Here is a 14,337-nt window from a genome sequence, read left to right on the forward strand (position 1 = left end):
CTGCCGTCTCAGCATCAAATCACTCACCGCCCACACCAGCGCATCCATGCGGTCCGGGCTCTTCGCGCCCTCGCGCACGGCGCTGCACATTTCATCCTCGAGTTCGGGGAACACGCCCGCATGGCGAACCCGCCCCTGCTCATAAAGGGCTGCCACCGGCTCGGCCCTGGCCGTCTTCCCCCGCGTCGCGTGCACGGCGCGGAAGGAGAGTGTCCTGTCCACCTCGCGCAGCACCTGTTCCACCATGGCCCCGCCCTGGTTCACCTCCGCCACCACGCGGCAGGCGGCGCGCGCGTGGTAGAGCGCCACCACGCGCTCCGCCCACTGCATGGGCTTGGCGGGTTTGAGCGAATGATCGTCCAGCACATAGGCCAGGCCATCCACACCCAGCCCCACGCAGACGATGCCGCAGGCATTGGCGCTCTTCCCGTGCCCCGCCGGCGGGTCCACCGCGATCACGATGCGCCTCATCTCCGGCGTCTCGCGCGCGCGGCCCCGCTCGATCAGCGCCCGGCGGAACAGCGCATCGGGATCATCCTCGATCAGCTCGCCGTCGAGTTCCTGCCGCCCCAGCCTGGTGCCGCCATAGCGGTCCTTGACGTCGGCCAGAAAGCTCCGTGCCAGATGCGCCTTGTTGTCGAATGTGGCACTGCGAGAGACCGCCGTTGAAGGATCCGCCAGCAGCTTCTTCAGGATCGGCACCGGCCGCGGCGTGGTGGTGATCACCGCGCGGGGCTGTTCGCCCAGCCGCAAGGCAAAGGCCAGCATCTCCCAGGCGGCATCGGCCAGCCGCCACTTGGCAATCTCGTCACACCATGCGGCATCGAACTGCGGCCCGCGCAGGCTTTCGGGCTCATCGGCCGAAAACACCTGCGCGATGGCGCCGTTGGGCCATGTCAGCAGCCGCTTCGATGGCTCGTAGCGCGGCCGCTCGCTCTCCATGTGAATGCCCAGCAAGCCGGATTTCCCTTCAATCATCACCGCGCGCGCCTGGTCCAGTGTTGGCCCGATGATGGCGATGCGCTCGGCATGCGCGCCATCGTCCGTCCAGTGGCCCAGCGCCTGCGCCTTCACCCATTCGGCCCCGGCGCGCGTCTTGCCCGCACCGCGCCCGCCGAGGATCAGCCAGCTCCGCCAGTCAGCGGCGTCGGGTGGAAGCTGCTTCCACTCCCGCCCCCACATCCGCCAGTCCCGGTTCAGCATGCACCTCTCGCGGAAGCACAGCCTGTCCTGCAGCGTCTCCTGGCTCGCCGCCGTGGAGTTCTCGGTGAAGACCCGCAAGCTTTGCCGCAAGAGCCTCACGCTCGGCGTCATCGAAGCGGCGGTCCTGCTTTCGCTTGGCGGTTCTCCGGGCGCGTTCCTTGCGTTCAAGCTCAAGCACCTTCTCCAGCGTGCGCACCAATGTGTTCATGGCGCGAATGTCGCGCTCGCTCGTCGCGGCATTGGCCTCCGCGGAGAGCGTGCCGATCTGCGCCTCGAATTCAGACAGCCGCTGCTGCAGCAGCGCCTTGAAGCGGGCCAGCGTCGCGCGCGTGCCCTGCGCCTTCTTGGATGCCCGCAGCCGCCAGCCCTCGCTGCGCGCGCGTGCGGCCAGCGCCTGGCGGGTGATCCCCGCATCCGCGGCGATCGTCGTCACCGCCTCGATGCCATGCTCATACCGTTCACGCACCCGCGCCCAAAGGGCAGCGGGCGCTGGTTCATCACCTGCGCCGCTCATTTTTTCACCCATGTGTGGAGTATGCCCTTTCCTACCCGATGGAGCGCGCGCTGTCAAGGACTAAATTCCGTAAACAGGAATTTCTTTTGTTTTGGCGATGTCACACCGGGGGGCTATTCCTGCGCCCATGGACATCCGCCAGCTTCTATACTTGGCCGCCCTCGCGCGCGAAAAGCACTTCACCCGCGCAGCCACGGCCTGCAACGTGACACAACCCACGCTGTCCGGCCGCATCCGCCAGCTGGAGCAGGAGCTGGGCGTTCCCATCGTGGAGCGCGGCCAGCGCTATATCGGGCTCACCCCCGAAGGCGAGCGCGTGCTGAAATGGGCGCACCTGATCCTCGATAACTGGCAGTCCCTCCAGCAGGAGCTCGCCACCATCCGCTCGAAGAAGGGCGAACTCGCGGGCCGGCTGGTGCTGGGCGTCATTCCTTCCGCCCTCCCCATGGTCAGCGTGCTCACCCGCGCCATGGAGCGTGAGCACCCGCGCGTTGAATTCACCGTGCTCTCCCAGTCCTCGGAGGAGATCCTGCGGAACCTCCACGAGCACGGCATTGACGCCGGCATCACCTATCTCGACAACGAGCCGGTCGAAGGCCTGATGCAGCACCCGCTCTACGTCGAGCATTACTGCCTCTTCGTGTCCGAGATTTCTCCGTATGCGGACAAATCATCCGTCACCTGGACCGAGGCCGCGCAGGAGCCCTTGTGCCTCCTCACCCCCAACATGCAGAACCGCCGCATCGTCGACCGCGCCTTCGCGGTGGCCAACGCCCACCCCTCGCCCCGGCTCGAGACCAATTCGATCATGAACCTCCTGGCCTCGGTCAAGTCCATGGGGCTCGCGTCCATCATGCCGGAATATTTCATCAACGTGCTGGGCCACCTCGAAGGGGTGAAGGCCATCCCCCTGGTCGAGCCCACGGTGGAACACAAGGTCGGCCTCGTCGGCCTGCCCAGAGAGCCGCTCTCCCCCCTCGTCTCCGCCCTCTTCACCGCCGCCCGCACCCTCAAGTCTTGACGGATGATGACAAGCGCCATTGGCCAGCCCTGCGGCACGACCCCCACCCCTACCCCTCCCCACAAGGGGGAGGGGTAGGGGTGGGGGGCCCGCTCCGAACTCCCCCCTTCATAACCCCCGCCTATCACCCCATCGAAGCCGTCAATTGGAATTTACACCCGGCATGCGCCATGAAGTGGACATGTCTGGAACACGCACCCTCATCGATCTCTCCCCGCGCGAGGCGACGGCCGCCCGGGAAATTGCGCTCCGCTACGGCAACCGCCCGGATGCGCTGCTGGAAATCCTGCATGACCTGCAGGAGGAGCTGGGCTTCGTGCCCGAGGCGGCCCTGCCCGCCCTCGCCAAGTCCCTGAACCTGTCCCGCGCCGAGGTTCACGGCGTCGTGACCTTCTATCATGACTATCGCCGTGAGCCCGCGGGCCGCCACGTCATCAAGGTCTGCCGGGCCGAGGCCTGCCAGTCCATGCGCGGCAATGAACTCGTCAGCATGATCGAGCGTTATCTTCAGGTGAAGCTGGGCCAGACCACCGCCGATGGGGCGATCACGGTCGAGGCCGTCTATTGCCTCGGCAATTGCGCCCTGTCCCCCGCCATCATGGTGGATGGCAGGCTGGTGGGCCGGGTTGACCCCGCGAAATTCGAGAAGATCGTCGCGGAGTGCCGCTCATGAGCCGCTTTTATGTCCCCCGCGATTCGGCTGCCCGCTCGATGGGTGCCGATAAGGTCGCCGCAGCGCTCGCCGCCGCCGGTCATGAGGTCATCCGCAACGGCTCCCGCGGCCTGCTCTTCCTGGAGCCGCTGGTCGAGGCGGAAACCCCGAACGGCCGCGTCGCCTATGGCCCGGTCGCGGTGGAAGACGTTCCCGCCATTCTCGCATCCGGCCCGGGCCACCCCCTCTGCCACGGAAACATCGAGGATCACCCCTACCTCAAGAACCAGGAGCGCCTCACCTTCGCCCGCTGCGGCGTGACGGACCCCGTGTCAGTAGAGGATTACGTCGCCCATGGCGGCTTCGAGGGCCTGAAGAAGGCGCTGGGCCTAACCGGTGCCGCCATCGTGGCCGAAGTCACGGAATCAGGCCTTCGCGGCCGCGGCGGTGCGGGCTTCCCCACCGGCATCAAGTGGAAGACCGTGCATGACGCGGCGGCGGACCAGAAATATATCTGTTGCAACGCCGATGAAGGCGACTCAGGCACCTTCGCCGACCGCATGGTGATGGAGGGCGACCCCCTCATGCTCATCGAGGGCATGACGATTGCCGGCCTCGCGGTCGGCGCCACCAAGGGCTACGTCTATATCCGCTCGGAATATCCGGACGCCATCGCGGCCATGAAGGAGGCGATCGCCGCGGCTGTTGCCGCCACGTGGCTCGGCCAGAATATTCAGGGCACGGACAAATCCTTCCACCTCGAGATCCGCCGCGGTGCCGGCGCCTATATTTGCGGTGAAGAGACCGCCATGCTCGAGTCGATCGAGGGCAAGCGCGGCATGGTGCGCTTCAAGCCGCCCATTCCGGCGCTCGAAGGCCTGTTCGGCAAGCCCACCGTCATCAACAACGTGCTGAGCCTCGCTGCCGTGCCCTTCATTCTCAGCCATGGTGGCACGGCCTACAAGAACTATGGCATGGGCCGCTCGCGCGGCACGCTGCCCTTCCAGCTCGCTGGAAACATCCGCCAGGGCGGCCTGGTCGAGAAGGCCTTCGGCGTCACACTGCGTGAACTGGTTGAAACCTTCGGCGGCGGCACTTTCTCGGGGCGGCCCATCCGTGCCATCCAGGTCGGCGGCCCGCTCGGCGCCTATGTGCCCGCCTCCCAGCTCGACATGCCAATGGACTATGAAACCTTCGCCGCGGCCCAGGCCATGGTCGGCCACGGCGGCATCGTGGTCTTCGACGAGACGGTGGACATGGCAGCCCAGGCCCGCTTCGCCATGGAGTTCTGCGCCATTGAATCCTGTGGCAAGTGCACGCCCTGCCGCATCGGCTCCACCCGCGGCGTCGAGGTGATCGACAAGATCACCGCCGGAGAAGACCGCGAGGCGAACCTCGAGCTCCTCTCTGACCTCTGCCAGACCATGACGGACGGTTCCCTCTGCGCCATGGGCGGTTTGACGCCCATGCCGGTGATGAGCGCCATCAAGAATTTCCCCGAAGATTTCGACAAGCCAGCAGCGCTTGCCGCCGAATAGGAGCGATACGCCCCATGACCCTGATCAAGGAAACTGACTTCGGCACACCGGAATCCGCCTCCGCCACGATGGTGACGCTGGAGATCGACGGCCAGCAGGTCACCGTGCCGGAAGGCACCTCCATCATGCGCGCCGCAATGGAGCTCGGCACCAAGATCCCGAAGCTCTGCGCCACCGACATGCTGGACGCCTTCGGCTCCTGCCGCCTCTGCCTGGTGGAGATCGAAGGCCGGAAAGGCACACCCGCCTCCTGCACCACGCCCGTTGCCCCCGGCATCAAGGTCAAGACCCAGACCCAGCGCCTCGCCCAGCTGCGCAAGGGTGTCATGGAGCTCTACATCTCCGACCACCCGCTGGACTGCCTCACCTGTGCCGCGAACGGTGACTGCGAATTGCAGGACATGGCGGGTGCCGTCGGCCTGCGCGAGGTGCGCTATGGTTACGAGGGCGACAACCACGTCTTCAAGAAGCGGGCCGATGGTTCGGAAAACATCCGCTACCAGCCCAAGGACGAGTCGAACCCCTATTTCACGTTCGATCCCGCCAAATGCATCGTCTGCTCGCGCTGCGTGCGCGCCTGCGAGGAAGTGCAGGGCACCTTCGCGTTGACGATTGACGGCCGCGGCTTCGACAGCCACGTCTCCGCCGGCATGGATGAAGCCTTCCTCGAGTCCGAATGCGTCTCCTGCGGCGCCTGCGTGCAGGCCTGCCCCACAGCGACGCTGACCGAGAAGTCCGTGGTCCAGATGGGCCAGCCGGAACACTCCGTCATCACCACCTGCGCCTATTGCGGTGTCGGCTGCTCCTTCAAGGCCGAGATGAAGGGCGACGAAGTCGTCCGCATGGTGCCTTACAAGGACGGCGGGGCGAATGAGGGACACTCCTGCGTCAAGGGCCGTTTCGCCTGGGGTTATACCACCCACAAGGACCGCGTCCTGAAGCCGATGATCCGTGAACAGATCACCGATCCGTGGAAGGAAGTCTCCTGGGACGAGGCCATCGGCTATGCCGCCTCGCGCTTCAAGTCGATCCAGGAGAAGTACGGCCGCAACGCCATCGGCGGCATCACCTCGTCGCGCTGCACCAACGAAGAGGTCTTCGTGGTGCAGAAGATGATCCGCGCCGCCTTCAAGAACAACAACGTCGATACCTGCGCGCGCGTCTGCCATTCGCCCACGGGCTATGGCCTGTCGCGCACCTTCGGCACCTCGGCTGGCACGCAGGACTTCAAGTCGGTGGAAGAGTCGGACGTGATCGTGGTGATCGGCGCCAACCCCACGGACGGCCACCCCGTCTTCGCCTCGCGCATGAAGCGGCGCCTGCGTGATGGCGCGAAGCTCATCGTCATCGATCCGCGCCGGACCGACATCGTGCAATCGCCGCACATCCGCGCCGCCCATCACCTGCAGCTGCAGCCGGGCACCAATGTCGCGGTGGTCAACGCCATCGCCCACGTCGTGCTGACGGAGGGTCTGGAGAACCGCGCCTATATCGAGGAGCGCTGCGACCCCGTCGAATTCGCCCGCTGGGAAGCCTTCATCAGGCAAGAGCGCAACTCGCCCGAGGCGCTTGAGCCGGTGACCGGCGTTCCGGCAGCGGAAATCCGCGCGGCCGCCCGCCTCTATGCCACGGGCGGCAACGGCGCCATCTATTATGGCCTCGGCGTCACCGAGCACAGCCAGGGCTCCACCATGGTCATGGGCATGGCGAACCTCGCCATGGCCACGGGCAATGTGGGCCGCAACGGTGTGGGCGTCAATCCGCTCCGTGGGCAGAACAATGTGCAGGGCTCCTGCGACATGGGCTCCTTCCCGCACGAGTTCCCGGGTTACCGCCATGTCGGCGACGACACGGTGCGCCAGATGTTCGAAACCGTCTGGCAGACCCAGCTCGACGCCGAGCCGGGCCTGCGCATTCCCAACATGTTCTCCGCCGCCGTCGAAGGCAACTTCATGGGCATCTTCGTCCAGGGCGAGGACATTGCCCAGTCGGACCCCAACACGCGGCACGTGAACGATGCACTCCAGTCCATGGAATGCGTCGTGGTGCAGGACCTGTTCCTGAACGAGACCGCCGCCTTCGCGCATGTCTTCCTGCCCGGCACCTCCTTCCTCGAGAAGGACGGAACCTTCACCAATGCCGAGCGCCGCATCAACCGCGTGCGCCAGGTCAAGGCGCCGCTGCAGGGCAAGCATGAATGGCAGGCCGTCGCCGAACTCGCGTCCGCAATGGGCTATTCCATGCATTACGCCAGCTCCTCCGAGATCATGGACGAGATCGCGGCGGTCACCCCCACCTTCTCAGGCGTCTCCTTCGCCAAGCTCGACGAGCTGGGCTCCGTCCAGTGGCCGTGCAATGACAAGGCGCCGGAGGGAACACCCCTCATGCATGTCGGCGGCTTCGTGCGCGGCAAGGGCCGCTTCGTGGTGACGGAATTCGTGCCGACGCCCGAGCGCACCAACCGCTCCTTCCCGCTGATCCTCACCACCGGCCGCATCCTGTCGCAATACAATGTCGGCGCCCAGACGCGCCGCACGGAGAACGTGACCTGGCACAAGGAGGACTTGCTCGAAATCCACCCGCATGATGCAGAGCTTCGCGGCATCAAGGACGGCGCCATGGTCTCGATCGCCAGCCGCATGGGCGCCACGACGCTGCGCGCAAGGATTACCGACCGCATGCCGCAGGGCGTGGTCTACACCACCTTCCACCACCCGGAATCGGGCGCCAATGTGATCACCACGGAATATTCCGACTGGGCCACCAACTGCCCGGAATACAAGGTGACCGCCGTGCAGGTGGCGCTGTCGAACCAGCCCTCCGACTGGCGCATCGAGTGGGAAGAGCGCGAAGAGGAGAACAAGCGCATCGCCGCCAAGATGGTCGCTGCGGAATGAGCGAACGGCGTGCCACCAAGGCCAATGTCGTGCCCGTCGAGAGCCGGGCAGGCGAGGCCTTGCGCACGTCGGTTCCTGCGCGCGGTGTCCTCCATACGCTGGCGGGCAGCCATGAAACCATCTGGCAGGTGCCGGAGGAGATGCCGCTGGCCCTCCAGTTCAACTCGCAGAACTACGCCGTGATGATGGGCACGCCCGCCGACTTCGAGGACTTCGGCATCGGCTTCGCCATCGCCGAAGGCATCATCGCGAAGGCCTCGGATGTGGAGGGCCTGCTCGTTCTCCCCACCGGTGAAGGCTACGCGATCGACCTCTCGGTGCCGGAGGCAAGGATCAACCGTGCCCGCATGGCGAAGCGCAGCCTGGAGGGCCGCACCGGCTGCGGCCTTTGCGGCATCGAGGAGATGAAGGACGCGATCCGCATGCCGCAGGCCCGCCTGCCGCGCGTTACACTCGCGCCGGAGGCGGTCGCCCGCGCCTATGAGCAGCTGCCCGCGCACCAGCCGATGAGCCGGGTCAACCGCACCGTCCACGCCGCCGCATGGTGCTCCGTGGACGGAGAAATCCTGCTCACGCGCGAGGATGTGGGCCGCCACAATGCGCTGGACAAGCTGATCGGCGCGCTCGCCCGCGAGGGCCGCAGCCTTCAATCCGGCTTCGTGCTGATGTCGAGCCGCTGCAGTTTCGAGCTCGTGCAGAAATGCGCAACAGCCGGCATCGGCGCGCTCGCCACCGTTTCCGCCCCAACTGCGCTCGCCCTCACGCTGGCGCGGCAGGCCCGCCTGAAACTCGCCGCACTCTCGAACCGCGGCGTCATGATCTTTGAAGAGGACTGACCACCATGGACAACCGCGACATGATCCGCATGGCGAACCAGATCGCCTCCTTCTTCAACGGCTCCGGACCCGAGGTTGCGGTCAAGGACACCGCCGAGCACATCAACAAGTTCTGGGACCCGCACATGCGCACGGCCCTGCTGTCGCATCTGTCCAGCGGCGGCGAGGGGCTGGACCCCACCATCATCAAGGCCGCATCGCTGATCAAGCCGCCGCGTTTGGCGGCGGCCTGATCATCGGCACTGCTTACTGGAAGGCCTGAAGCCCCGTCTGGGCGCGGCCCAGGATCAGCGCATGAACGTCATGCGTGCCCTCATAGGTGTTGACCGTCTCGAGGTTCACCATGTGGCGGATGACGTGATATTCCTCTGAGATGCCATTGCCGCCGTGCATGTCGCGGGCCAGGCGGGCAACGTCCAGCGCCTTGCCACAGTTGTTGCGCTTCATCAGCGAGATGGCAGGCGGCGCCACGCTGCCGCGCTCGAGGCCGCGGCCCAGCGCGATGCAGCCCTGAAGGCCCAGTGCGATCTCGGTCTGCATATCGGCGAGCTTCTTCTGCACGAGCTGGTTTGCAGCCAGCGGCTTGCCGAACTGCTTCCGGTCCAGCGTGTATTGCCGCGCCCGGTGCCAGCAGTCTTCCGCCGCGCCCATCACACCCCAGGCAATGCCGTAGCGCGCCTTGTTGAGGCAACCGAAGGGGCCGCCCAGGCCCTTGCCGTTGGGCAGCAGGTGAGAGTCCGGCACCTCAACATTGTCGAGCACGATCTCACCCGTGATCGAGGCGCGAAGCGACACCTTGCCCGCGATGGTGGGGGTGGAGAAACCCTTCATGCCGCGCTCCACCAGGAAGCCGCGGATGGTGCCGTCCTCGGTCTTGCCCCAGACCACCGCGACATCGGCGATGGGCGAGTTCGAGATCCAGGTCTTGGCGCCGTTCAGCACATAGCCGCCATCGACCTTCTTCGCCCGCGTCTTCATGCCGCCGGGGTCGGAGCCGGCGTCGGGTTCGGTCAGGCCGAAGCAACCGACCATCTCACCGGTTGCGAGCTTCGGCAGGAACCTGCTCTTCTGCGCGTCGGATCCATAGGCCTCGATCGGATGCATGACGAGGGAGTTCTGCACGCTCATGGCGGAACGGTAGCCGGAGTCCACGCGCTCCACCTCGCGCGCCACCAGCCCATAGGCCACATAGCCGAGGCCGGAGCCGCCATGCTCAGCCGACGTCATGACGCCGAGGAAGCCCATCTCGCCCATCTCGTTCATGATCTCGCGGTCGAAGCGCTCATCGCGGAAGGCGGATTTGACGCGCGGGCCAAGCTTGTCCTGCGCAAAGGCGCGGGCTGAGTCGCGGATCATCCGCTCTTCGTCGGTGAGCTGCGACTCGAGGTCGAGCGGGTCTTCCCAATTGAATTCGGCAGCGGCCATGAAACACTCCTTGGATCGCGCCCTAGAGAGCAATCCCCGAGTGACTTGTCAATTCGGCGAAATGACACTCAGCGGACGAGGGCCGAGAGCGCCTTGAACTCCGCCGTGCCCGCCTTCCCGAGGAGCTCGAACACCACCATCTCGGTGTTGACCACCGCCACCCCATTGTCCCGCATCCGGTCCAGCGCCATCGCGTGCGAGGCCGGCGCGCGGGACGCCATGGCATCGGCCACCGCGAAGACACCGAACCCCGCCGCACAAAGGTCTGCCGCCGTCTGCATCACGCAGACATGCGCCTCGATCCCGGCGAGGATGACGAGCGGGCGGCCCGCCTCGTGATGCGCGATCATGTGGTCCTTGAGAGCCTTGTCCCGCCAGCAGGAAAAGGCGAGCTTCTCGAAGACCGGCGCATTGCCAGTCTCCTCCTTCAGCATGGGCACGGTATGGCCAAGCCCCTTCGGATACTGCTCGGAGACGGTGACGGGCACCTCCAGCGCCTTCGCGGCCTTGAGCAGGATGGCGCAGCGCGCCTCCGCCTCCCCGCCGCCCGTCATGGCGGGCAGCAGCCTCTCCTGCATGTCGACGAGGAGCAGCGTGGTCTTCTTCGCATCAACCAGCATCGGCGGGTTCCTATCAAGTACAGCCTATTCCCGTCGCCCCCACGCATGTGGGGGAGAGGGAGGGGTGAGGGGGTGGTTCAGCTTGCGGGATGCCAAGAATCATCGGACTCGCTGACGCACCCCCTCACCCCGGCCCTCTCCCCCTAGGGGGGCGAGGGGGTTGTTAGTTCTGCGCAAGCCCAGTCACCTTGAGGCCGAAGGCATAGACGAAGGCCACCTCCTTCAGACGGTCGAAGCGGCCCGAGGCGCCGCCGTGGCCTGCTCCCATGTTGGTCTTGAGGAGAAGCAGGTTGCCGTCGGTCTTCAGTTCACGGAGCTTTGCCACCCACTTGGCAGGCTCCCAGTAGGTGACGCGCGGATCGGTGAGCCCCGCGACGGCGAGGATGTGCGGATAGTCCCTGGCCTCCACCCGGTCATAGGGCGAATAGGCGGCGATGCGCTCATAGGCCTCCTTGCTGGCGATGGGGTTGCCCCATTCAGGCCACTCAGGCGGCGTGAGCGGAAGCGTGTCGTCCAGCATGGTGGTCAGCACGTCGACGAAGGGCACTTCCGCCACGATGCCGCGGAACAGTTCCGGCGCCATGTTGGCAATAGCACCCATCAGCATGCCGCCGGCGGAGCCGCCCTGCGCCACGATGGCGCCCTCGCGCGTGAGGCCCTGCGCGATGAGGTGGCGCGCGCAAGAGATGAAGTCGCGGAACGTGTTCTCCTTGTGCTCCATCTTGCCGGTCTTGTACCAGCGCCGGCCCTTTTCCTGCCCGCCGCGGATGTGGGCGATCGCATAGATGAAGCCGCGGTTCACCAGGGAGAGGATGTTGGTGTTGAACCCGGCGGGCATCGAGATGCCATAGGAGCCATAGCCGTAGAGCCACAGCGGTTCCGAACCGTCGAGCCTCGCATCCTTCCTGTAGAGAAGGGTGACGGGGATGGTCTCGCCGTCGTGGGCGGGCGCCATGATGCGGCGCGTGACGTATTGCGAGGGGTCATGCCCGCTCGGCACCTCCTGCATCTTGCGGAGCACGCGCGTGCGCGCGGAGAGGTCATAGTCGAACACCTGGGCCGGCGTGGTCATCGAGGAGTAGGTGAAGCGCAGCGTGCCGGTGTCATATTCGCGCATCTCGCCGAAGCCCAGCGAATAGGCCTCCTCATCGAAGGCGATGGCATGCTCCTCGCCGCTCGCCATGTGGCGAACCACGATGCGCGGCAGCGCGTTCTCGCGCTCCATGCGAATCAGCCAGTCCTTCAGCACGATGTAGCTGACGATGAAGATGCCCGGACGGTGCGGGATGAGGTCCACCCAGTTTTCCTTGCTGGGGTTTGCCACCGGCGCGGTGACGAGCTTGTAGTCCTCTGCCCCGCCTTCATTGGTGCGGATGATGAACTGGTCCGCGCGGTGCTCGATGTCATACTCGATTCCCTCGACGCGCGCCGCGACGAGGCGGGGATTTTCATCCGGCTTCGCGGCGTCGATCAACCATATCTCCGAGGTGTCATGGTCGTGGATGTCGATGGTGATCCACTTTTCTGATTTGGTCTTGCCGATCCCGGTGAACTTGCCGGTGTCCTTCTCCTCATAGACCAGCATGTCGGCTGACTGTGGTGTGCCGAGTACGTGGCGGAAGGTCTTGAGCGGGCGGTGGTTGTCGTCCTGGAGCGTGTAGAAGAAGCTCTTGCCATCCGCCGTCCACGTCGCCCCGCCGGCGGTGTTCTGCAGAATGTCAGCGTGCTCCGTGCCCGTGGCCGCGTCGCGCAGGTGCAACTCGTAGAACTCTGAGCCGTTGCCGTCGAATGACCAGGCGATGAGGCTCTGGTCAGGTGACATGTCCACCCCGCCGAAGCGAAAATACTCGCGGTCCTTTGCCAGCGCATTGCCGTCCAGCAGCAGCTGTTCCGGTCCGTCCTGACCGCGGGGCTTGCGGCAATAGCGCGGGTGCTGGCCACCGGTCACGTAGCGTGAATAATAGTCGAAGGGCCCGTCGGGAGCGGGAACGGAGGAATCATCCTCCTTGATGCGGCCCTTGAGCTCCGCAAAGAGCTTGTCCTGCAGCGCCTTGGTGTCAGCCATCACGGATTCGTGATAGGCGTTCTCGCCTTCGAGGAAATGGCGGATGTCCTGCGGCAGCACGGCGGGATCGTGCATCACCTCCTGCCAGTTATCAGCCTTCAGCCAATGGTAGTCGTCGCGCTTTTCATGGCCGTGCCAGGTTTCGACCCGCGGGCGCTTTTCGGCCCTTGGCGGAATGGGGAGCGGATGATTCATTGGCTCAGGCCCCGCTATCCGGCTTGAAGGACAGCGCCGCGCCATTCATGCAGTAACGCAGGCCGGTGGGCTTGGGCCCGTCGGGGAAAACGTGACCCAGGTGGCCGCCGCAATCGGCGCAATGGACCTCAGTACGCTTCATGAACCAGGAGCGGTCCTCGGTGGTGCCCACCGCTTCGGCATCGATGGGCGCAAAGAAGCTGGGCCAGCCGGTGCCGGACTCGAACTTGGCGTCCGATGCGAACAGCTGCTTGCCGCAGCCTGCGCAGGCGAACACGCCCTCGCGCTTCTCATGGTTCAGCGGGCTGGTGCCGGCACGCTCGGTGCCGTGCTCGCGCAGCACGCGATAGGCCTCGGGCGACAGTGCCTCACGCCATTCGGCGTCGGTTTTTTTGATCTTGGTCATGGATTTGCTCACTTTCAGCCCCCCAATGTGGTGCATTGGCGGTAAAAAGTGAAGCGCCCCCGGGGTAAGGGTCGATTAAACATGGCGGAGTGCGGATAATGGCAAATATGTTCGAACATCAGCATTTTAATCAATCCTACAGGCTTCAGGGGCTCAGTGGAGACGGGGAGGCCACGGGCTACGGCCATGAATATGTACAGTGCCATCAGGGCAACGGCGGACCGCGGCGGTGAAGACCACGGCCGGGCGGCAGGCGGGCCGATGCCCGTGAACGCCAATTCCTTTAGGCTGCTGACGGCGCGGCTCAAGTCCGGCTGGAGCGCCGTATCCGCAGCGCCCGACCCCCTGCCTGAGCTGGTACCTGAGCCCGTGCCCGAACCCGCCCCGGAGCCCACAACGGAGCCCGCCGCAGAGATGCCGCCGCCCCGCCGTGAGCGTGAGCCCGGCGAGGAGGCCGGCGACACGGCGATCACCCTGCTCGAGCTGATGGCGGCCACCGCCGGGCTGCAGCCGCAGGAACGGGTGCTGGCGGCTGATACGCTGCTTCTGCTGCTGCCGCGCATGCCGGCCCATCAGCTGGTCAGGCTCGCCGAGCGCGTGGCCATCATGGACAATCCGCCGCCGCTGCTGGTGGCCAGCCTCATCCGCGATCCGCGGCCGGAGGTTATGGCCCCGGTGCTCGAGCGCAATGCCTTCATCTCTGACCTCGACATGATCGACAACTCCGCGACACAGGATGTGGAGCGGCTCCGGATCATCGCGCGCCGCCGCACGCTCTCGCCGCTGCTCTGCGCCCATGTGGTGGCCGGAGGGGAGCCCGGCGCCCTGCTGGCGCTGCTGCGCAATGCCGGCGCCCAGCTGCCGCATCAGTGCTTCGTCCGGCTTGCGGAACTGGCGGTGGACCACCCTGCCCTGCTGGCGCCGCTGGTGACGCGCGCTGAGCTTCCCGCCTCGGTGGCCTTCGA

13 protein-coding genes are annotated in these 14,337 nt (G+C 65.7%); 7 read left to right on the plus strand and 6 right to left on the minus strand.

Annotated elements, in window-relative coordinates; all coding sequences use genetic code 11:
- Both ACILRA_RS10210 and ACILRA_RS10215 read right to left on the minus strand, forming a co-directional pair.
- Positions 1-1,203 (minus strand): DNA-packaging protein (locus ACILRA_RS10210; RefSeq protein ID WP_395661994.1); only part of this gene is annotated, 1,203 nt, incomplete at its 3' end.
- Positions 1,139-1,717: a hypothetical protein gene (locus tag ACILRA_RS10215; RefSeq protein ID WP_395661995.1), complete on the minus strand. Its 579-nt coding sequence runs from the start codon at positions 1,715-1,717 to the stop codon at positions 1,139-1,141. The genes ACILRA_RS10215 and ACILRA_RS10210, both read right to left, overlap by 65 nt.
- A gap of 127 nt (positions 1,718-1,844) precedes the next feature.
- Between ACILRA_RS10215 and ACILRA_RS10220 the strand changes: the two genes are divergently transcribed.
- The 6 genes from ACILRA_RS10220 to ACILRA_RS10245 all read left to right on the plus strand — a co-directional run bounded on the left by ACILRA_RS10220 (position 1,845) and on the right by ACILRA_RS10245 (position 8,894).
- Complete coding sequence (locus ACILRA_RS10220; protein ID WP_395661996.1) at positions 1,845-2,738, plus strand: LysR family transcriptional regulator; 894 nt, start codon at positions 1,845-1,847, stop codon at positions 2,736-2,738.
- A 181-nt stretch (positions 2,739-2,919) separates the two neighbouring features.
- Positions 2,920-3,411, plus strand: coding sequence for a formate dehydrogenase subunit gamma (locus tag ACILRA_RS10225; protein ID WP_395661997.1), 492 nt, complete (start codon positions 2,920-2,922; stop codon positions 3,409-3,411).
- Entirely contained in the window at positions 3,408-4,928 is a 1,521-nt protein-coding gene (locus ACILRA_RS10230; protein WP_395661998.1) for a formate dehydrogenase beta subunit, read from the plus strand. Before ACILRA_RS10225 ends, ACILRA_RS10230 begins: the two co-directional genes overlap by 4 nt.
- Before the next feature lie 14 nt (positions 4,929-4,942).
- Positions 4,943-7,825 carry a formate dehydrogenase subunit alpha gene (gene fdhF, locus ACILRA_RS10235; RefSeq protein ID WP_395661999.1) on the plus strand — a complete coding sequence of 961 codons (2,883 nt, stop codon included), beginning with the start codon at positions 4,943-4,945 and terminating at the stop codon, positions 7,823-7,825.
- Positions 7,822-8,661 (plus strand): formate dehydrogenase accessory sulfurtransferase FdhD, encoded by an 840-nt coding sequence (fdhD, locus tag ACILRA_RS10240; protein WP_395662000.1) that lies wholly within the window; start codon positions 7,822-7,824, stop codon positions 8,659-8,661. The genes fdhF and fdhD overlap by 4 nt, the downstream gene beginning before the upstream one ends.
- 5 nt (positions 8,662-8,666) lie before the next feature.
- A complete protein-coding gene (locus ACILRA_RS10245; protein ID WP_395662001.1) occupies positions 8,667-8,894 on the plus strand; it encodes a formate dehydrogenase subunit delta in 228 nt (75 codons plus the stop codon).
- A 13-nt stretch (positions 8,895-8,907) separates the two neighbouring features.
- Here the strand turns inward: ACILRA_RS10245 and ACILRA_RS10250 are convergent, their stop codons facing one another.
- The 4 genes from ACILRA_RS10250 to msrB form a co-directional block, all read right to left on the minus strand.
- Entirely contained in the window at positions 8,908-10,086 is a 1,179-nt protein-coding gene (locus ACILRA_RS10250) for an acyl-CoA dehydrogenase (protein WP_395662002.1), read from the minus strand.
- Between the two features lie 68 nt (positions 10,087-10,154).
- On the minus strand, positions 10,155-10,706 hold the full coding sequence (locus ACILRA_RS10255; RefSeq protein ID WP_395662003.1) for a hydrolase: 552 nt from the start codon (positions 10,704-10,706) through the stop codon (positions 10,155-10,157).
- A 163-nt stretch (positions 10,707-10,869) separates the two neighbouring features.
- On the minus strand, positions 10,870-12,966 hold the full coding sequence (locus tag ACILRA_RS10260; protein WP_395662004.1) for a S9 family peptidase: 2,097 nt from the start codon (positions 12,964-12,966) through the stop codon (positions 10,870-10,872).
- A gap of 4 nt (positions 12,967-12,970) precedes the next feature.
- Positions 12,971-13,372: a peptide-methionine (R)-S-oxide reductase MsrB gene (gene msrB / locus ACILRA_RS10265; RefSeq protein ID WP_395662005.1), complete on the minus strand. Its 402-nt coding sequence runs from the start codon at positions 13,370-13,372 to the stop codon at positions 12,971-12,973.
- Positions 13,373-13,558: 186 nt separating this feature from the next.
- Between msrB and ACILRA_RS10270 the strand changes: the two genes are divergently transcribed.
- On the plus strand, positions 13,559-14,337 hold a 779-nt coding region (locus ACILRA_RS10270; RefSeq protein WP_395662006.1), incomplete at its 3' end, for a DUF2336 domain-containing protein.

Source organism: Aestuariivirga sp. (assembly GCF_044239095.1).
Classification (GTDB): domain Bacteria; phylum Pseudomonadota; class Alphaproteobacteria; order Rhizobiales; family Aestuariivirgaceae; genus Aestuariivirga.